Origin of the sequence: Nonlabens sp. SY33080 (assembly GCF_011784885.1) — a bacterium.
Classification (GTDB): domain Bacteria; phylum Bacteroidota; class Bacteroidia; order Flavobacteriales; family Flavobacteriaceae; genus Nonlabens; species Nonlabens tegetincola.
Genome location: NZ_CP050461.1, coordinates 269,732 through 290,458, shown reverse-complemented (window position 1 = coordinate 290,458; position 20,727 = coordinate 269,732). Strand labels below are relative to the sequence as shown.

The 20,727-nt window shown below is 34.8% G+C and carries 17 protein-coding genes and 1 tRNA gene; 9 read left to right on the top strand and 9 right to left on the bottom strand.

What is annotated here, in order from left to right; genetic code table 11:
- The first annotated feature begins 34 nt into the window (after positions 1-34).
- Complete coding sequence (locus HCN53_RS01340; protein WP_167341754.1) at positions 35-889, top strand: UDP-2,3-diacylglucosamine diphosphatase; 855 nt, start codon at positions 35-37, stop codon at positions 887-889.
- Positions 890-977: 88 nt separating this feature from the next.
- Here HCN53_RS01340 and HCN53_RS13105 read toward each other — a convergent pair whose 3' ends face one another.
- The gene (locus tag HCN53_RS13105) at positions 978-1,103 is read right to left on the bottom strand and encodes a hypothetical protein (RefSeq protein ID WP_258150502.1); all 126 of its coding nucleotides are present in this window, start codon (positions 1,101-1,103) and stop codon (positions 978-980) included.
- Between the two features lie 36 nt (positions 1,104-1,139).
- Between HCN53_RS13105 and HCN53_RS01335 the strand changes: the two genes are divergently transcribed.
- From HCN53_RS01335 to crcB, 5 genes are all read left to right on the top strand, one after another.
- The gene (locus tag HCN53_RS01335) at positions 1,140-1,670 is read left to right on the top strand and encodes a hypothetical protein (protein ID WP_167341753.1); all 531 of its coding nucleotides are present in this window, start codon (positions 1,140-1,142) and stop codon (positions 1,668-1,670) included.
- Positions 1,671-1,677: 7 nt separating this feature from the next.
- Positions 1,678-3,435, top strand: a complete 1,758-nt coding sequence (locus tag HCN53_RS01330; protein WP_167341752.1) for a sensor histidine kinase — start codon at positions 1,678-1,680, stop codon at positions 3,433-3,435.
- Positions 3,432-4,052: a response regulator transcription factor gene (locus HCN53_RS01325; protein ID WP_042278380.1), complete on the top strand. Its 621-nt coding sequence runs from the start codon at positions 3,432-3,434 to the stop codon at positions 4,050-4,052. Before HCN53_RS01330 ends, HCN53_RS01325 begins: the two co-directional genes overlap by 4 nt.
- Positions 4,053-4,312: 260 nt before the next feature.
- Positions 4,313-5,338 (top strand): SRPBCC family protein, encoded by a 1,026-nt coding sequence (locus HCN53_RS01320; RefSeq protein ID WP_167341751.1) that lies wholly within the window; start codon positions 4,313-4,315, stop codon positions 5,336-5,338.
- A complete protein-coding gene (gene crcB / locus HCN53_RS01315) occupies positions 5,335-5,706 on the top strand; it encodes a fluoride efflux transporter CrcB (protein ID WP_167341750.1) in 372 nt (123 codons plus the stop codon). The genes HCN53_RS01320 and crcB overlap by 4 nt, the downstream gene beginning before the upstream one ends.
- An 83-nt stretch (positions 5,707-5,789) precedes the next feature.
- Here the strand turns inward: crcB and HCN53_RS01310 are convergent.
- Positions 5,790-5,863, bottom strand: a tRNA-Arg gene (locus HCN53_RS01310).
- A gap of 179 nt (positions 5,864-6,042) precedes the next feature.
- On the opposite strand from HCN53_RS01310, the gene HCN53_RS01305 reads away from it, so the two are divergent.
- Positions 6,043-6,918: a phosphatase PAP2 family protein gene (locus HCN53_RS01305; protein WP_167341749.1), complete on the top strand. Its 876-nt coding sequence runs from the start codon at positions 6,043-6,045 to the stop codon at positions 6,916-6,918.
- Between the two features lie 104 nt (positions 6,919-7,022).
- Positions 7,023-7,322, top strand: a complete 300-nt coding sequence (locus tag HCN53_RS01300; protein ID WP_042278290.1) for a hypothetical protein — start codon at positions 7,023-7,025, stop codon at positions 7,320-7,322.
- A 36-nt stretch (positions 7,323-7,358) separates the two neighbouring features.
- On the opposite strand, the gene HCN53_RS01295 is transcribed toward HCN53_RS01300, so the two are convergent.
- The 4 genes from HCN53_RS01295 to HCN53_RS01280 are packed head-to-tail and all read right to left on the bottom strand — an operon-like array spanning position 7,359 to position 13,071.
- On the bottom strand, positions 7,359-10,043 hold the full coding sequence (locus HCN53_RS01295) for a DNA gyrase/topoisomerase IV subunit A (protein WP_167341748.1): 2,685 nt from the start codon (positions 10,041-10,043) through the stop codon (positions 7,359-7,361).
- 25 nt (positions 10,044-10,068) lie between these two features.
- Entirely contained in the window at positions 10,069-10,995 is a 927-nt protein-coding gene (locus HCN53_RS01290) for a DUF1963 domain-containing protein (RefSeq protein WP_167341747.1), read from the bottom strand.
- On the bottom strand, positions 10,992-11,216 hold the full coding sequence (locus HCN53_RS01285) for a hypothetical protein (RefSeq protein ID WP_167341746.1): 225 nt from the start codon (positions 11,214-11,216) through the stop codon (positions 10,992-10,994). The genes HCN53_RS01290 and HCN53_RS01285 overlap by 4 nt, the downstream gene beginning before the upstream one ends.
- 1 nt (position 11,217) lies before the next feature.
- Positions 11,218-13,071: a DNA topoisomerase IV subunit B gene (locus tag HCN53_RS01280; RefSeq protein ID WP_105018707.1), complete on the bottom strand. Its 1,854-nt coding sequence runs from the start codon at positions 13,069-13,071 to the stop codon at positions 11,218-11,220.
- Positions 13,072-13,454: 383 nt separating this feature from the next.
- On the opposite strand from HCN53_RS01280, the gene HCN53_RS01275 reads away from it, so the two are divergent.
- Positions 13,455-15,860 (top strand): M43 family zinc metalloprotease, encoded by a 2,406-nt coding sequence (locus tag HCN53_RS01275; protein WP_105018706.1) that lies wholly within the window; start codon positions 13,455-13,457, stop codon positions 15,858-15,860.
- Between the two features lie 136 nt (positions 15,861-15,996).
- Here HCN53_RS01275 and HCN53_RS01270 read toward each other — a convergent pair whose 3' ends face one another.
- The 3 genes from HCN53_RS01270 to HCN53_RS01260 all read right to left on the bottom strand — a co-directional run bounded on the left by HCN53_RS01270 (position 15,997) and on the right by HCN53_RS01260 (position 20,723).
- The gene (locus HCN53_RS01270; RefSeq protein ID WP_105018705.1) at positions 15,997-16,230 is read right to left on the bottom strand and encodes a hypothetical protein; all 234 of its coding nucleotides are present in this window, start codon (positions 16,228-16,230) and stop codon (positions 15,997-15,999) included.
- Entirely contained in the window at positions 16,223-19,354 is a 3,132-nt protein-coding gene (locus tag HCN53_RS01265) for a VPS10 domain-containing protein (RefSeq protein ID WP_167341745.1), read from the bottom strand. The genes HCN53_RS01270 and HCN53_RS01265 overlap by 8 nt, the downstream gene beginning before the upstream one ends.
- A gap of 70 nt (positions 19,355-19,424) precedes the next feature.
- On the bottom strand, positions 19,425-20,723 hold the full coding sequence (locus tag HCN53_RS01260; RefSeq protein ID WP_167341744.1) for a hypothetical protein: 1,299 nt from the start codon (positions 20,721-20,723) through the stop codon (positions 19,425-19,427).
- Positions 20,724-20,727 lie beyond the last annotated feature (4 nt).

Below are 20,727 nucleotides of genomic sequence, written 5' to 3'. Positions count from 1 at the left end.
ATTAGTTTTATAAACATCATTATCAAAAGGTTATATGAAACGAAAAGTGGATCTTGTAGTAATAAGCGATGTACATTTGGGGACCTATGGTTGTCAATCAAAAGAAATCTATAGCTATTTAAAAAGTATAAAACCAGACACTTTAGTTCTTAACGGCGATATTATTGATATGTGGCAGTTCTCAAAACGCTACTGGCCCAAAAGTCACATGAAAGTAGTAAAACAACTATTTCAACTAGCATCCAAAGGAACTCAAATTTATTATATCACTGGTAATCACGATGAAATGCTCAGAAAATTCAATGGCCTTGAACTGGGTAATATCAAAATTGTAAATAAGCTAGAATGGAATTGTAACGGAAAAACTGCCCTGTTTTTTCACGGTGATATTTTTGATGTTTCCATTCAAAATAGTAAATGGTTGGCAAAAATAGGTGCGATGAGCTATGATAGCTTGATTTTAGTAAACACCGCTATTAATTATTTGTCTAGAAAACTAGGTAAAGGTAAAGTTTCACTATCTCGTAAAATAAAAACCAGTGTAAAAGGTGCAGTAAAATTTATCAGCAACTTTGAGCAAACTGCTATAGAAATGGCTCGTCAACAAGGTTATGACTATGTGATTTGCGGTCACATTCACCAACCTACCGACAAAACGATAGATTTTAAAAATGGCTCGTCAATACGATATTTAAATAGTGGTGACTGGGTTGAAAATTGCACAGCCTTGGAATATCATGATGACAAGTGGAAACTTCATAAACATGATTTGAATAATAATAATCTTGTAAATGTTATAGAGAGTGAACTTCTCGATGATTCAATGAGCTTAGTAGACATGAATCAAAAACAACTTTATCAATATATTCTTCAGGAATTCCTTAAATAAATCTTACTTACTTTTATTTAATGATTTTCGCTTTCGCGAAAGCGAAAACACCATCTCACCTTCAAATAATTAATTATCAATCATTTAATTAAGTTGAATAATCTGTAATCCATTTAAGACGACTGCTAGTTGTAGGAATATTCATATTGTAAAGAATTTTTACATTTACATAGCTAGACGTACCCCATAAAGGGTATTGAATAATGCTAGCCATTTAACTTAATTTACTCATTCTATAAACCAATTAATTATGAAAAGAATTTCACTTGCGTTAATCGCCGTTGCAACTTTAATGACCGCCTGTAAAGAAGAAAAAAAGCCAGAAAAGATGCAGGAAATGGAAACCACAATTGAGAAGAAAGCAGCATCAATGGAATGCAATTACACTATCGATCCTGCTATAACGGTAGACTTTTATTACGAAGATGAAAATGTAATTCTTGCCTCAAAAGAAAATGCTCCTATCGTAAAAGCAGATTTTACCTGGGAACCTAGTGGGACCAACGATGAAACTGTAACTTTAGTAAGTGGTACGTTTCATACCATTGCTAATGATATAGGATACGTTACCGATGCTCAAATTATAAACGAAGATGATAAGTATAAAATGGTAATCGTTTTTGAACAAGGCGCTCCCGACAATAAAACGATTGAATTTAACCAAAGTTTTAGTGGTGATTTTATCATGGATACTTCTTTAGATATTGATTACTGTGAGGACACTGAAGAAGTTTCTAAACCTATCCTAATTGGTAATATGATGAAAAGAAAAATAAAATAAGATCTTCTTGAGAACAGTAGCCAGCCTCTTATTTTTATTTATTTCTCAATGGATTGTAGCTCAGGAATTTTCATATGTAGACTTACTTATGAATAATTATGATAATGAATATGAAACTACTCTAGCTATTGTAGATACATTAAACCTTGATGACTATTCTATATATGAGCAGTACCGCATTAAAATTGCAGAAAGTGCTGCTCAATATGGAATAGATCACGATGCTCCTGCTCATTATAATAGGCTTCTTGAATTTAAAAAATCATGTGATCCACAAGATTTAAAAAGTCTATTCTATATTAATGATGAATTAATCTATGCCTATTTTTATGTAAGCGAGGTGCCTGATGGTTTTATGGATCTTATAGAGGTCAATAAAAAAATTGCTAAAAAATTAGAGGATCCCGATCTTGAGATTACTAGCTACCTATATTCAACAGGGTACTTAATCCACAATAATCAATATAACCAAGCAAAAAATGAATTGTGGAAGGCTAGAGAAATAGCAAAGGAATACAACAAAACTGAAGATATTTTTACTGTTGAAAGTAATCTTTCAGTAGTTTATCAGCGTCAAGGATTGTTAGATTCTGCTTTAATTTTTCAAAAAAAAATAGAAAAGTACTATTCTAAAATTAAGGATACTACTGGACTATATGGTAACTACAACAATACTGGACAGGTCTATAAAAGAATGGAGAATTATGAGAAGTTTCTTGAGTATACGTTGAAAGCTCAAGAACTCGCTCCTGATAACCTAGACCTACTTAACCTTATTAATAATAAGAGAAATCTTGCTGAAGCCTACCACTATAACAACAAATACAAGCTGAGCAGCGAATTATTTGTTGATGTACTTGATAACATTGACACCATTAATGCTAGACAAAGTGAGAATAAAATACAAGAGCTTGAGGCAAAATATGAAACTGCTGAGAAAGAGAAAAAAATAGCAGAACAAGAAGCTAAAAACGAACAAAATCAAAAGGTTATTATCGCGCTTATAGCAACAGCAGTCCTTATAAGCGTTATTGGTTTGTGGTTTTTTAACAACCAGCGTAAGAAAAAGCTTTTAGTAGAAAAAGAGAAGAAACTCATCATGGCCCAAAAAGATAAAATACTGAAAGAGCAAGAGTTATCTACTATCGATGCTATGATTGCTGGTCAAGAAAAAGAACGAAAGGAAATAGCCACCGAATTACATGATGACCTAGGCAGTTCTCTTACCACTATGAAACTGCATTTTGAAAATTTAAAACGGCAAGCAGCCCAACAAGACAATAAGATTTATTTTGATAGAACAGAACAACTGCTTAACGATACTTATGAAAAAATTCGTCAAATGTCGCATAAACGCTTTACAGGTGTTCTAGCTAGTAAAGGTTTAATACCTAGTGTAGAGAGTCTAGCTCAAAAAATCAGTCAAAGTAAAGAGTTAGATGTCGAAGTGATCCACTATGGGCTAGACACGACATTAGAAAACAGTCTAGAACTATTGATTTTTAGAATAATACAAGAATTATTAAATAATATTATAAAACACGCACAAGCCAGCGAGGCCTTTATTAATCTAACTGCTTATGAAGACCATTTAAACATCATGATTGAAGACAACGGTATAGGGATGAATGTTGTATCAATTAAACCAACTGATGGAATGGGACTATATAGTATAGAGAAAAAGGTAGAAAATACAGGAGGAACATTTGAAATAGACTCGCAACCTGGTTTTGGAACCACAATAACCATCGATATACCGTTATGATCAACCTACTAATTGCAGACGACCATGTATCCATTGTAGATGCAACTAAATTATTACTTGAAAATGATCCAGAAATTACCGTGATAGGAACTGCCCACGACGGTAAAGAATTGTTAGAAAACATCAAGCACCGTAATCCCGATATTATTCTATCAGATATAAGTATGCCTCGTATGAATGGTATTGAAATGTGTAAAACAATCAAGAAAACGCATCCAAAAATTAAGGTGATTTTTTTCTCTATGTTTGAGCATGATGATGCTATAAACGATGCTATAAAAGCCGGTGCATCTGGGTACCTATTGAAACGTAGGCCACTAGAAGAAATCAGAAAAGCTATTATTGAAGTTTCAAGAGGTAAAAGTTATTTTGATAAAAATATTGCTGTTGAAGAAATTTACACAAAAGCGGATATTAAACCTAAATTGTCTCCTACTGAAAGAGTTATACTTAAATTAATAGCGCAAGGGAAACAAAGTTCAGAAATTGCAGAGATCAGACATACCGCAGTAGGTACTATTATAAAGCATCGTAAAAATATGATTCAGAAGTTAGGGCTCAAAGGAAAAGGAGAACTCATGAGATACGCTTTATCGGTACACAAACACTATAATTAACATTTGTTAATTAAAATCGTGTTTTTATATATAAATATTTTTAAAAATACCCATTTAGGGGTACTTCTTCCCGCTTAGATGCTAATATATTTGGATAAGTAATAAGAGGATTTTCACAATCGACCAATACTTCTTTTATTAACTGAATTTTAGGGGGAAGAAAGTCTCTAGACTTTCATCAGACTGCCGGCTTATACAGCTGGCAGTTTTATTTTATATAGATTTGTCATACCTTTTTGGCCATTAATTCTATCAACCCTATGAAAGCATTAAAGTACTTTATCATCTTATTAGTAATTGGTATTATTGCCAGTGTAGTGTATTTCTCCCTTCAAGACGGAACATATAGTATTACTGAAGAATATACTATCGAAGCACCTACACAAGTTATCTATGAGCAAATAGATGATTTTGAAAGTTGGAATAATTGGAATCCATGGACCATGCAAGATGGTATAAACTCAACAATGGGAGAACAAACAAGCGGTGTAGGTGGCTATTACACCTTTACAGATGAATATGGTAATGGTAAAATGACTATCACAAACGTAGACCCAAATAAGAAAATAGTCTTTGATATGCAGTACGATAGCGGATTTGCTGTTTCCAATAGTGAGGTAAGTATGATGATAATGCCTGAGGAAAAAGCAAATAAAGTTATTTGGAATATTAAAGGTGAGAATAGCCTGAAAGAAAAAATGCTCAACGCGATTTTTGGAATTGATTTAGAAAAGGAAATAAGACCTATGTATGAACAAGGCCTTAAGAACTTGGACAGTGTTGTACAACAGGAATTGAATAAATATACAGTATCAGTTGATGGAGTTCTTGATACAGGCGGCAGTTACTACTTATACATGTCGACAAGTGCAACAACAAAAACCATGGAAACCTTGCAAGAAAGTATGTTTCAAAACATAAAAAAGTACATGAATATTCATGATATAAAGCCATTTGGAAATCCTATGATCATTTTTGAAAAAAACAATCCTACTTTAGGTCAGTTAATATTTTCTGCTGCCATTCCTGTTAAAGATAGAATAGAAACTGAAACAGGCAGCAATGTTTTATGTGGTTTTACACCTGCAACTCAGGCCATAAAAACAACCTTAAAAGGAAAACATGAATTTTTAAATAAAGCCTGGGAAGAGGCAACAGCTTATAGAGTCTCGAATAATTTAGATGCCTCTGATATTTCTCCTTATATCGTTTATAGAGTCTCTAAAGATGAAACGGTAAATCCAGCAGCATATCTAACAGAAATTTATTTACCTATTCAAGAATGAAAAGCTTCTTTTTAGTTTTTATTGGTGGTGGCATAGGTAGTTACCTAAGGTATGCCGTTTCCATATACATGAATTCTGGTACAATAAAATGGTTACCTACCTTGATCGTAAATGTTCTAGGTTGTTTCTTATTGGGAATCTTATGGCAGTTGACTGAGCGTACAGATGGTATATCGCATCCTAGATATTTATTATTCGGAATAGGATTTTGTGGTGGCCTTACCACCTTCTCAACATTTTCATTAGAATTAGTAAAATTTATTAAAAATGGAGATTTTTTAAATGCAGGCCTTTATTTTTTCGGAAGTATGATACTAGGAATGATTATGCTGTACCTTGGATATAGCATTTTTAAATCATTTATCTAATCCAATCCATTAATCAAGATATTAAAAAAAGATATCTCCTTAAATAAAAAAACCACGCTTATCAGCGTGGTTTTTTTATTTCGTGATCGCGACAGGATTCGAACCTGTGACCGTCTGCTTAGAAGGCAGATGCTCTATCCAGCTGAGCTACGCGACCATGCTTGTACAATAATCAAGCGCTATTGTGAAAAGCGGTTGCAAATATACTATTATTTTGTTTTGTTAAAAATTAAAATTCGATTTTTGAGTAGAAATATTACACTTATTTCATAGACTATTGTTAATCAGCGTATCAAAACAACTTCTAAGTGTATCTTTGCAAATTATCATTTACCTATGAGGCGACTAGTAATCATTCTTATTCTACTTTTAACCAACAGTTTATCTTTTAGTCAAAACTTCAAATCAGATAAATTCACATCTTTACAAGTTGAAGAAATGAATACCTGGCAACTACTAGCTTATGATGGAAAAAATGCGTTTAATGGTGTAGCCTACACCTATTCAAGGCCTTTTCACTGGCAACAAAGAGATTGGTTGCGTGCAGGTGCTACTGCTGGTCTTGTTGGTGGTTTGTATTTAGTTGATGAACAAACAAGCGATTGGGCACGCAGACAACAAGACGATATTCCAACTGTAATTAGTGATTTTGGATGGTACTTTGGAAGTCCTCAAAACAATTATGGTGTAACTGGTGGTATCTATTTGTACGGACTATTTACCAAAAGCCCTGAATGGAGGCGAACAGGTGTATTGATGATAAGTAGCGCAACCGCTGGTGGTCTTCTACAACAGTTTTTAAAATCTGTTACTGGACGTGGTAGACCAGAAACTGGTGTAGGAAAATCTGAATTTAGACCGTTTTCTGGCGAGTCTGGTTATAGATCATTCCCATCTGGTCATACCATTTTGTCATTCACCACAGCCTATGCGCTCGCAAAACATTTTGATAATCCTTGGGTAAAAGCAGGTATTTATACTCTAGGTTTAGTTTCACCTGCTTCACGTGTTTGGAAAGGAGCTCACTACTTAACCGATGTAGTTCTAAGTCTTGCTATTACGATTGCAACCGTAGAAGCCGTAGATAGATATTTAGATACTAGAAATGGATATGGCGAGCAGCGTTATGGAACTAAAAAACCTAAACAACGTTTCTACTCTCTCAGTTTTAGTGCGACTCCAAATACGGTAGGCCTAACATTAAACTTTTAAACCTACCTTTCTAAAACATTAAAATACAAAGCATTAATCCTTTTTGAGATACTAAAAAATAAGTTTGGAACGTTATTTGAACTAAACAGTTCAAAAAACTGAATATGTTTCAATCTAAAAAATCAAAACTTTTTGCCAGTATAGCCTTAGATTTAGTAGGTATGTCATCTTACATCCTTCCATTTTTAGGAGAGACGACAGATTTATTTTGGGCACCCATAGCAGGTTACCTCATGACCCTACTCTACCCAGGAAAAACAGGTGTTGCAGCTGGTATCATTACTACAATAGAAGAACTGGTTCCTGGTATGGATATCATTCCTACCTTTACACTTACGTGGTTATTTACTTACGTATTTAACAAATCAGATCAAAAACCAACTATAGACGTTCCTAGTAAATAAATAATATTTTTTGTTACGCTTTCGCGAAAGCGTAATTTAAAACAGACTACTTTGTCCCGTATCATCCACCGGTGGTTCTGGAAGATTACTATCTTCAGACTTATTGGTCGTAGGTTCATCTTTAGCATCAGTTTGTTGTGACGTTTCAAGATGTTCTTTTGAGGTGGTTATTTCATCATTTTCACTTTCATTTTCCTCCTGTACCTCATATGGTAACGCATCTAATAAGTTAATTTGTTTCACTTTGGATTTAGTAAGCATATTACCCTGAGCACCTATGCCTTTTACAGCGATAAATTCCTCAATATTAACCTCTTCATTAGGTGGCTGTTCTTTACCTCTAGGTTTATTAAAAACCAGCTCTGCCATAGGGCGATAATCAGTAGATATAACTTCCAGATAGGATCCTTGTACATCTGGAATAAAACCTTCTTCTCGTTCTGGGTTTTCTATAAAAAACCTTTTGATATAAAATAATTCCTTCTCACCGTGATAATAGATAACACTGATAGGTTTTTTAGGCTCCCATTTTTCAAGGACTACCATATCATCATCAAATCTAGCAGTTACCTCAGGAATAATAGTCTTTGCGATACCCTTTTGATTGATAATAAGTAAACGATCTTCTCCCTTAAATTCACCTAGTAATTCACCACGACCGTCTACATTAAGACGCTGTACTGTATCATCAAACCAAATTTTTCTAGGTTTAAGTGTACTTACACCTTCTTCTTTAAGCTCGACCTTCTTAATGTTATACTTCGTTACGAGATTTCCTTTAGATGCTCTTCCTTTAATGAGGATTTCACTAAAATCTATATCCCATTTAAGCTTTTTAATACTGCCTTGCTGTCTTAAGTTTACTGTAACAACTTCAGCTTCACCATTAGGATTTGCACTGAAATAATGAACTACAGATCCTTTATCTGATTTACCCATAGGGTAAGCCCTATCTCGTGTCACACTAGTCACAGCAAATCTTTTTATATAACTAGGTCCCGACTTACCATCCTTATAGATAACATTGTAAATGGTACGTTTGTCTTTTTTCTTAAATACAGCGACATGGATTATGTTTTTTCCTATAAAGGTTTTGGAATCCACCTTTGTCACCATCATCGTACCATCTTTTGTAAATACTATGATGTCATCAATATCTGCACAATCACATACATACTCATCTCGTTTAAGAGCTGTACCTATAAAACCTTCTTCTCTATTAACATATAGTTTTGTGTTTCTAATAACTACTTTACTTGCTACTATATCCTCAAAGTTTTTCAGCTCAGTCTTGCGTTCTCTACCTTGACCATAATCCTTCTTGAGTTTAGTAAAATAATCTATAGCAAATTCAATCAAATGTTCTAGATGATGTTTAAGTTCTGCAATGCGATCTTCTAGAGCTTGAATCTTTTGTTGTGCTTTATCAATATCAAATTTTGAAATTCTCTTGATTCTAATTTCAGTTAACCTAACAATATCCTCTTCGGTTATTGCACGCTTCAGGTGCTTAATATGTGGTTTAAGTCCTTTATCGATTGCACTAATTACTCCTTCCCAAGTTTCTTCCTCTTCTATATCTCTATAAATTCTATTTTCAATAAATATTCTTTCTAGAGAAGCAAAGTGCCATTGTTCTTCAACCTCATGCAATAATATCTCAAGTTCTGACTTAAGTAATTGAACAGTATGATCTGCACTACGACGCAACATCTCAGAAACACCAATAAATAGTGGTTTATTATCCTCAATTACACAGCCTAATGGTGAAATACTTACCTCACAATTTGTAAAGGCATAAAGAGCATCCATGGTTTTATCTGGTGATAAACCACTAGGCAAATGAACGACGATTTCTACTTGTGCAGCAGTGTTGTCTTCTATACGTTTAATTTTAATTTTCCCCTTTTCATTTGCCTTTAAAATAGAATCAATAAGGGAACTTGTAGTTGTTGAGTATGGTATCTCTGTAATTACGATGGTGTTTTTTTCAGGCGAGTGCATCTTGGCACGCACTCTCACTTTACCGCCTCTTAAACCATCGTTATAATTTGAAATATCTGCCTCGCCGCCTGTTGGAAAGTCAGGATAAATTTTAAATCTTTTTCCTTGTAAATGCTTGATACTAGCATCAATGAGCTCATTAAAATTGTGAGGTAATACTTTGGTGCTCAAACCTACCGCAATACCTTCAGCACCTTGTGCAAGTAATAATGGAAATTTTACTGGTAAATTTATAGGTTCTTTTCTCCTACCATCATAGCTAGATTGCCATTCCGTAATTTTAGGATTATACAATACCTCAAGAGCAAATTTTGAGAGTCTAGCTTCAATATAACGAGAAGCTGCTGCAGGATCACCAGTTAAAATATTACCCCAGTTACCTTGCATATCTATAAGAAGGTCCTTTTGACCAATTTGCACCATAGCATCACCTATACTGGCATCACCATGAGGATGGTACTGCATACAATGTCCCACAATATTGGCTACTTTGTTGTACCTACCATCGTCTAAATCCTTCATCGATTGCATGATACGTCGCTGTACTGGTTTAAAACCATCCTCTATCGCTGGTACAGCGCGTTCCAATATCACGTAGCTTGCATAATCAAGAAACCACTCCTTGTACATTCCTGTAACTCTGGTTATAGTTTCAGTAGAATGCTGTTCTTGATCGCTACTGTTTAAATGCTCTAGTTCTTCGTGTTCTTCGCTCATTTACTCGTTTCAGTTATCGCAATATCTAATGTTGTAAAATACACCAAACATCTTCAAAATTATTATTTATTAAATCAGTTTCTTTAATAAAATAATAACCTGCTCCTCCATTTCCTATTTCTATATCTAGTTTTTCATCATCACTAAAAAATTGAAAAAGAAGTTTCCACTCCAGGGATTTCTTTTTAATAATTTCTCGATCCAATTCACTGAGGGAATTGTAAATATCATAATCAGCACCATTGCTATATAATTCACAGTCTAATTGCATAGTCCCTTGAATTGAATCCGGATAACCTAATAATCCAAATAAAATAGAGTCTCTAGATACTTCAGAATACTCATCAATAACATCATCATTAACTAGCCCTTCGATTAAAAGATCCGATTCTTCTGGTATTGATAAATATTGTTCAAAATTGACGTAATATCCTCTTGGTTTACAAAAATTCTCATATTTGGTGATTTTACTTGAATTACACAAATCCTCTTGAAAAATTACTTTAAATAATTTTTTATCATCCTGCGAGTAACCCCAATTTTCATCATTTAAAGAGTGGAAAAAGAATAAATAGCCTGATTTTTTAAATTCACCATTTATGTCATAAGGTATTATTTCTTCTAAACAAATTTTTAATAAAAAGGTCAATTTTTCCCCACTACGATCTACTGGCCATTTAACCACATCAAACCCAAAGGGTAAACCACCAATCTGCGAATTATGAGCTGAAAAATTTTGTTGCGTTATTAATTCACCTATTTTGATCTGTATCCCACTTCTAACAAACGGAATGATATCATTAAATAAATCTTTAATATTAAAAGCGGCAAATAATTTCTCATAATCACTCTTAGTTTTTGGATGACCTTCAAGTATATAACCGATTTTGTAGGTTTTATTACTGTCAATTCGTAATTGAATCCATTTAAAAAAGTCCTTTATAATCCTCATCTATTTAAAAAATGATCACCTTTTGCTTTTACTGCTTTGATAATTAATAAAATTCCTGCCATCACCCATAAACTGGTAGAAATCATTATTAACTCTGCACCACCAAAATACCTTCCTTCACCAAAGGGAAATGCCCAGTGCAAAATTTTAAACGTGCTACCTATCAAAAAAAGTAGAACGGCTATCACAGCTGCAATTATCACATGTTTGAATTTAATCATACTACTCTTCTATCACATCCATTTCTACCTTAAGATTGTCAATAATAAATTCTTGACGATCTGGAGTGTTTTTACCCATATAGAACTTCAATAAATCATCGATACTCATACCATCGTCTAGCATCACTGGATCCAATCGCATGTCCTCGCCTATGAAATGAACAAACTCATCTGGACTGATTTCACCTAATCCTTTAAATCGAGTAATTTCTGGATTTTTACCTAATTCCATAAGTGCGGCAGCTCGTTCTTCTGGTGTGTAACAATACCTTGTTTCTTTTTTATTACGAACTCTAAATAAGGGTGTTTGTAAAATATACAAGTGCCCCTTTTTAATTAATTCAGGAAAAAATTGCAGGAAAAAAGTAATCAATAACAAACGTATATGCATACCATCCACATCGGCATCAGTTGCAATGACAATCTTGTTATAACGCAAATCCTCCATACTATCTTCAATATTGAGAGCAGCTTGTAGCAAGTTGAACTCTTCGTTTTCATAAACAATCTTTTTGCTCATGTTATAGGAATTCAATGGTTTCCCGCGTAATGAGAATACCGCTTGTGTGTTTACGTTACGTGATTTTGTTATAGATCCACTTGCAGAATCTCCTTCCGTTATAAATAAAGTACTATCTAGATTATTCTCTTTTTTAGTATCTCCTAGATGTACTCTACAATCCCTTAGTTTTTTATTGTGCAAACTAGCTTTTTTGGCTCTATCCCTAGCTAGCTTACGAATACCAGAAAGCTCCTTGCGTTCTCTTTCTGCTTGTATAATTTTCTTTTGAAGAGCGTCAGCAGTTTCTGGATGCTTGTGTAGGTAATTATCTAGATATGTTTTAATAAAATCGTTAATGAAAGTTCTTACAGTTGGTAAGTCTCCACCCATTTCTGTAGAACCCAATTTAGTTTTAGTTTGAGATTCAAAAACAGGATCCATCACCTTAATAGCCACAGCGCTTACAATGGATTTTCTAACATCGCTCGCATCATAGTTTTTTCCATAAAACTCACGCACCGTTTTTACTACACTCTCTCTAAAAGCAGCTTGATGCGTTCCACCTTGGGTGGTATTTTGACCGTTTGCAAAGGAATGATACTCTTCACTATACTGTGTTTTACTGTGAGTAATAGCTACTTCAATATCATCACCTCGCAAGTGTATTATTGGATACAGCCTATCGGATTCGGTAATTTTTTCACTTAATAAATCCTTTAGACCATGTTCAGAAAAATATTTTTCTCCGTTATAGATAATGGTTAAACCTGGATTTAAGTACACGTAGTTCTTAAGCATGCGAGAGACATACTCAGGCCTAAATTTAAAATTTTTAAAGATTTCACCATCGGGAACAAAGGTCATTTTGGTACCTCGACGTCTTGATGTCTCTTCAAGAAAATCCTTGTCGGTAAGTTCACCTCTTTCAAACTCGGCACTTGCACTTTTCCCATCACGTGTAGATTCTACTCTAAAATAAGTGGAAAGAGCGTTCACGGCCTTAGTACCTACACCGTTTAATCCTACAGATTTTTTAAAGGCTTTACTATCGTATTTTCCACCAGTGTTCATTTTTGAGACAACATCAACCACTTTTCCTAGTGGGATCCCACGTCCATAATCACGTACGATAACACGTTCACCTTGAATGGACACCTCGATAGTTTTTCCTGCACCCATCACATACTCATCAATCGAGTTGTCAATAACTTCTTTCAGTAGGATGTAGATTCCATCGTCGGCACTAGATCCATCACCCAGTTTACCGATATACATCCCAGGACGCATTCTTATGTGTTCCTTCCAGTCTAATGACCTGATATTATCCTCAGTATATTGTACGTTTTCTGCCATATCCCATCTATCTGTAGTAGCTTGAAATATACTAATTGTAATGCTTATTACGCTTTCGCGAAAGCGTAATTAATTAACAGAGTTTTATCTTTTATTGTGAATAAAAATCTTTTAGTGTAATAAAACCCATTATTATCTGTAGAAGGAGACTAAATGTAACCGAAGTTAAAATTACTTTGTTAACACCACTAATCTTATCGAGCTGTTATTAAGTCTATTAAGTTTTTCATATACAGTTTATCGACATACTAACCCATATTTATCATATTCTTAGGTTTACATAGAAAAAAATATATATTATGCTATGAATAGTTAATTTTTTGATAAAATAATTAGTTTATCCCTATATTCAGAGCTCAAATGTTAACCCTAAATATTTATACATGAAGAAAATGTACTCAATTGGAGTATTAGCTCTGTTTATGCTAATCTCTACTTTAGCCATGGCCCAACAACGTGACTGTTCTACACATGATGATATGGAATACGCCATGGCACAAGACCCTAGCCTTGCCCAAAAAATCGCAAAAGAAGAACGATACATTCAACAAAAAGCCAATGATTTAATTCAACAAAAAGCCGTGAATGGTGCTGTTATAACCATTCCTGTTGTTGTTCATGTGATTTATAGCAATGCTACTCAAAATATAAGTCAAGCTCAAATTCAATCTCAAATTGATGTGCTCAACGAGGATTTTAGAAGAACTAATAGCGATCGAGATAACACATGGTCACAAGCAGCAGACATGCAAATAGAATTCTGTCTAGCTCAAGTTGATCCTAATGGTAACCCTACCAATGGTATCACCCGTAAAGCTTCTAGTGTTACATCTTGGAATACCACGCAAAATAGAATGAAAAGTAGTGCAACCGGTGGTACCGACCCTTGGGATACCACTCAATATTTAAATATGTGGACTGTTTCTGCTCTTAACAGCAATGGTAGACCAGGTATTTTAGGATATGCTCAATTTCCTGGTGGAAACCGTGCAACTGATGGCGTTGTTATGGGATACAATTATTTTGGGCGTGTAGGCGCTGTTTCGGCACCATTTGATGGTGGAAGAACAACTACTCACGAGGTAGGTCACTTTTTAGGTTTGCGCCACATTTGGGGTGATGGACCTTGTGGTGCCGATGATTTTGTTGCAGACACACCAGAGTCTGACGCCTCTAATGGTGGTTGTCAAATAGGTAGTGTTTCTTGTGGATCTGTAGATATGGTCCAAAATTACATGGATTATTCTGATGATGCTTGTATGAACTTGTTTACCGCTGGACAAAAAGCACGTATGAGAGCCAATTTATTAAATGGAGGTTTTCATGCTGCGCTAGCGCAGTCTACAAAATGTACGCCGCCATCTGGTGGTGGTGATACAGGATGTAGCAGTACAATTGATAGTTTCCCTTATTCAAATGGATTTGAGAATTCACTTGGTGGATGGACTCAAGATACTGGTGATTCTCTTGATTGGACTCGTAGATCTGGCACAACTCCATCAAGTAGCACAGGACCTAACGGTGCTGATGAAGGATCTTTCTACGTATACGTAGAGGCATCAGACCCTAATTTTAATAAAACTGCAATTTTAAATTCACCTTGTTTAGATTTTGCTGCTGGTTCTTCACCAGATGTTAGCTTTAGATATCAAATGACTGGTAATGCAGTAGGTACTCTTGAATTACAATCTAGGAATACAAGTAGTTCATCCTGGTCTACTCTTTTTACACAATCTGGAGATCAAGGAGCTTCATGGAAAACGGCTAATGTAACACTAAGTTCTAATGTAGAACAGTTAAGGCTTGTAGTTAATACAACAAATTCATGGCAAGGAGACATTGCTGTCGATGCTATATCTATTTCTGAAGGTGGTTCATCTGGTGGTGGTTCTGGATGTGCAAATGGTGTTTCAAATTTCCCATATTCAGAAGGGTTTGAAAATACTCTAGGACAATGGTCTCAAAATAATACAGATTCTTTAGATTGGACTTTACGATCTGGTGGAACTCCTTCAAGTAGTACAGGACCTAGCGGTGCTGCTCAAGGATCTTTCTATATTTATGTAGAAGCATCTAATCCTAATTTTAATAAAGTAGCAGCTTTAGACTCTCCATGTTTTGATCTTACTTCAACATCAAATGCCACACTTTCTTTCCAATATCAAATGACTGGTAATGCTGTAGGTTCATTAAGAGTGGATGCTAGTAATGGTGGTGCTTACTCCACTATATTCAGCGTTCAAGGAGATCAAGGAGCAGCATGGAGACAAGCAAATATTGATCTAGCTAGTTATGCAGGACAGGATGTACAATTGCGACTTGTGGTTAATACAACTTCATCTTGGCAAGGTGACATTGCTGTTGATGACTTAAGAATAACAACTGCCACAGCGTCAACAGACAAATGTGATGGAGTTCCTGCTTACAACAGTAATAATTCCTACTCAGTAGGCGATCAGGTTGTTTATCAAAACTTCCTATTTGAATTACAACCTGGACAATGGGTAAATCTAGGTGAATGTGGTACAGCAAGAGATTCTAATAATTCACAAGTATCTATTCCTGTAAATGCTATCAGTGTTTACCCTAATCCTGTAAGAGATATTCTATTCACTACCGGTATAGAACAACAATCTACGTTTGTAATATACGATTTGACAGGACGCAAGGTAGCAAGCGGTGCTGTGATGAAGGAAGGAATAATCGTAGGTGATTTAAATCCTAATGTTTATATCATACAACTTCAAGCAAATGGAACAACAGTTTCGCGTAAGTTTGTTAAAAAGTAATTGATTTAATTAATTAAGAAAAGGCTGCCTTTTGAAGGCAGCCTTTTTTATTATACCCTAAATAAGGGTTGTGGTTTTTATCACCTACCAAATAAAAAAGCCGGTTTACAAATTGTAAACCGGCTTTTTTATTTCTCTAGTCTCTCCTTCTTATAGGTAACAATTTAATTGTCATAAACAATAACAAAATGAAAGGTAAGCTGTGTAAAAATAGATCGAAATAATCCATAAACTTCATACCCTTTGCTCCTCCTAAAAGCCAGCGCCATTTCCCAACCACATGAGGTTCTGGTATAAAAGGAGCTAATCCTAAGGTGAGGCTACCTATTAAAGCTACGAGAAAGTAGGTAACATTTTTTCTACTACTCATTTTTAAAGGTATCGATAGACACTTGCTTCATTTTTTGAACGTAAGGTTGCCAATGAGTATTAAGTAGAGATTTAGTCTCCTTAACTGCTTTATCAACTGCATTTTCTGCATGTTCATACAGTTGAGCTTCTGTAGCTGTTTGAGAACTTTGACGACTACCTATATAACTTTGAGCTGCATACAGTCTATTAAGAACAGTAATTTCGGGATTCCTAGTAATTCCTTGGCGTTTATCTACCTTACCAAAGTATTTTTCTTGCTCCTTCTTCAATGTATCTACCATTTTCTCAGTTGCCTCAATTTCGTTCTTATAAGACTCCTTATCTAATTTTGATAAATAGGATTTAAAGTTGCTGGCTTTCTCAATATTCTCTGCCAATTTATCGGTAACCTCAGAAATTTTAACCGTTAATTGTTCGAGTTTTTTTAGAGCATCATACTTTTCCTTGGCATGAACATCTGTATATTCAGTAATTCTAGGATCGTCTTGGACTTTTATCATGGTTGTACTTATAACGTCATTATAGACTAGTTGCGCCTTGTAGTCTCCTGGCAAAACTCTTAATCCTGATGGTTCTCTCGTACTCTTTCTTACTGATTTTGAAGGTCTATTAACTCCTTTTTCTGTAAGATTCCATCTCCATGAATAAATACCTTCTTCTTTTGGAGCTTTTCTTTTCAAGGTGCGTATAAGTTCTTCACCTCTGTAAATTTTAAGCATTAAGGAGTCTGTTTTTGTGGAATCCTTTGCTACGGTTGGATCCTTTTTAAAGTAGTATTTAAACCTACCGCCAGTATCTCTATTCTCTCCATGGAACATCGCATCTGCACCAAATCTACTACCAGTAGGCTGTTGAAATCTTGCCATATAAGCAACTGGTGGTTCAAATAGAGCTATGTTTGATTGTGAGTTCGCTTTCGCGAAAGCGATAAATGGAGCTAAATCATCTAAAACCCAAGCTGCTCTACCAAAGGTTCCTATTACCAAATCATTTTCTCGAGGATGGATTACCATATCCTTAACCGAAACTGTTGGGAAACCATGTGTGTATTTTTGCCAGTTTTCACCAGCATCAAAACTCACATAAAGACCATCGTCTGTACCAAGGAACATCAAATTATTTTCTTCAGGATGCTCTATGATGCTTAAAGTATAGCTTACTACATCGTCTTTATCAACAATACGTTCCCAGCTTTTACCATAATTTGTAGTACGGTATGCGTATGGCTCGTAATTAAAACGACGGTAATCGTTTGCAATAAGTAAGGCGTGTCCTTTTTTAGATTTACTTGCTTTGATTTGTGCAATCCAGCTACCTTGTGGTAAACCTTTTAGTCCTTTTGAAATATCAGTCCAACTATCTCCTCCATTTTTAGTAACGTGTACTCGACCATCATCTGTTCCTACATAAAGGACATCCTTTTCAACATCACTAGGTTCGATTACTAAAATGGTTGTGTGATTTTCGGCACCTGTTGCATCCATTGTTAAACCACCTGATTCAGATTGTTTTTGTTTCTCTGGATCGTTTGTGGTAAGATCGGGAGATATTACCTTCCAGGTCAAGCCTTTATCGGTTGATTTGTGTACAAATTGGCTTCCGAAATATAAAGTTCTGCTATCAAATGGATCAATATTAATGGCTGCATTCCAATTGAATCTCAATTGAACGTCTGGATCAGGATGAGTAGGTCTTACACTGTAATTATTTCCAGTTTTCCAGTCGTAACGACTTACAAAACCTTGTTGACTCATACTATAACCGAATTGATTGTTATCAGGATCTGGAACAACGTCAAATCCATCACCAAAACTAATTTCCTGCCAATAACTATTACGAATTCCCTGAGCTCTCCAAACATATGCTGGACCACGCCAGCTACCGTTATCTTGCATTCCTCCATATACGTTATAAGGAAATTCATTATCTACGTTAATATGGTAAAATTGCGCTACTGGTAAATTACCAATAAATCTCCATGTTTTACCTCTATCATAAGTGATATTAAGTCCACCATCATTCCCATCAAGCATAAATTTTCCATTTTTAGGATGAATATACCAAGCGTGATGATCGGGATGAACGCCATTGTTTGCACCGTAAGCTGGCATTAATTGGGTAAAGTTTTTTCCACCATCTTCAGATACGTTTACGTAAGTAAAAATAGAATATACTCTATTCTCATTTTGTGGATCTACATAAATCTCAGAATAGTAAAAAGGTCTATTCCCTATATCGCTTTTATCATTAATTTTTTTCCAGTTAAATCCTCCATCAGTAGACTTATACAAAGCATTCTTTTTAGATTCAACTAGTGCATATACTATATTAGGTTCACTAGGAGCTATAGCGACACCGATTCTACCTAGGTCGCCATTAGGCAAACCATCTTTTTCGGTTATCTTTTTCCAATTTTTTCCAGCATCATGTGTGATGTACAAGCCTGAACCAGATCCACCAGATTTAAAAAACCACGGATCTCTTTTGTGTTCCCACATAGCAGCTATTAGTTTATTAGGATTAGTAGGATCCATTACTAAATCTGCAGCACCAGATGACTCATTGGTAAATAAAACTTTTTCCCAATTTTTACCACCATCGGTAGTTTTATAAACTCCTCGCTCCTTATGAACACCCCAAGGTGAACCTATCGCAGCTGCATATACAACATCTGGATTTGTGGGATCAATGATTACACGGTGGATGTGGCGAGTTTTTTCAAGTCCCATACAAGTCCAGCTTTTACCACCATCTAATGATTTGTAAATACCATAACCACCGTTCAAACTATTACGAGGATTACCTTCACCAGTACCTACCCATATTACACTAGGATTGCTTTGTTGTACAGCAACAGCTCCTATGGAGGCTGTTTTTTCATTATCGAATATAGAATTCCAGGCTACACCACCGTTTTCACTTTTCCATAAGCCACCGCTAGCGGTACCTGCATAAATTATTTCGGGTTGATTTTCAACAACATCAATAGATGTTACACGACCAGACATTCCACCTGGGCCAATATTTCTAGGTTTTAAATCTTTGAATAAATCAAGGTTTACTTCTTGTGCATTGGTAATCATAACCGCTGCCAAAAAGCAAAATAAAAGAATACGTTTCATGAGTTATTTTAGTTAAGAGCACTAAAATACAAACGAATGACAAAAAGAAATCATTAAAAACTTGTTAACGCTACTGATTTAATAAAGCAGGATTGAATTGTTTTCGAGGTTCTTGCACACTAGGAGTAACGATTCCCATTGACGTATTGGATTTATACCATCTTTCTCTAGTTCGTTTAAATTTCTCGTAATCTAAAAGATCATAGATGTCAAACTCAAATTCCTCACTATTACTTAAGGTCATTTTACCATCTGGGAAAATGACTATTAAACTACCTAAATGATTAGAATATTCTGGTAAAAAAGTTTTTCTAATGTTATCCTCAAAATCATAATATCCTTCTTCTGGTATGTATAGAGAACCTGGTTCAACCACATGAAAATATTTTTGATTATCCTCTCGTTCTACCGTTCTTTTTAATCGGCGTTTTATCTCATAAATTAAACTGTAATCTTGGTACGTATAGTATTTATTAAAATCAATTACTATAGTATCATTACGCTCTACTACTTGGCCTGAGATATCAAATAAATAATCTGCCAGATTATTACGCAATACCGTATCAATGGTTCTTACTTCATCCATTTCATGTATCACTTTAAATACTTTAGTTTGATTAAGTGTAAAGTATTCAATCTTTTTTACCAATTGATTAGTTTTAGGAACTTTTGTAGGCTGTAACAAGTTATTTACTGTTACAATCTCCTCGGTCACAGAATCATTTTTTACTGGTTCATAATCTTTAATACTTATCCATTTCCTTTGATTAAGAGAAGCATAAGTAATCATAAAATCTACAGGTTCAATAAACGAGTTTTCTTCTGATAGATAAAAAAATGACGCAGTACTTATTTTAGAATTGAAGTAAGTGTACTTAAAGTAATTTAAATCATCATTATATATTCCTGGTAGTTTTATATTAAATGGATTAGGCCCAGCAACAATTAGAATATTACCCAAGGATTTATTTATCTCTCTGAGTATAATAGCATATTCTCGTGTGTACCAATGTTTAGAAATTAGTAATTCATCCCTTACTAAAGTTGCCTCTTCAATAGTTGGATAATAAAGAATTAGTAAAGGCTGCTCAGTATCAAAACTATTTCCTGTGATTTGATTTATAGTATTAATTTCTTCATTAGAATTTGAGACCTCTACAATTTTTCGTCTCAGGCGTAATTCATTCACTTGATTATCCATACTGGTTATTTCAAGTAAGCTATCACTACCCTTACGCTTTAATTTCCTAAACTCTTTTTTTGTCAACGCCTCACCAAACTGATCGAAGTATTGCTTTTGAGCATTAATCTGAGAAGAGAAAAGTGTAACGATTATAATTACGTATGCTGGAAATTTGGTAAAATTCACAATG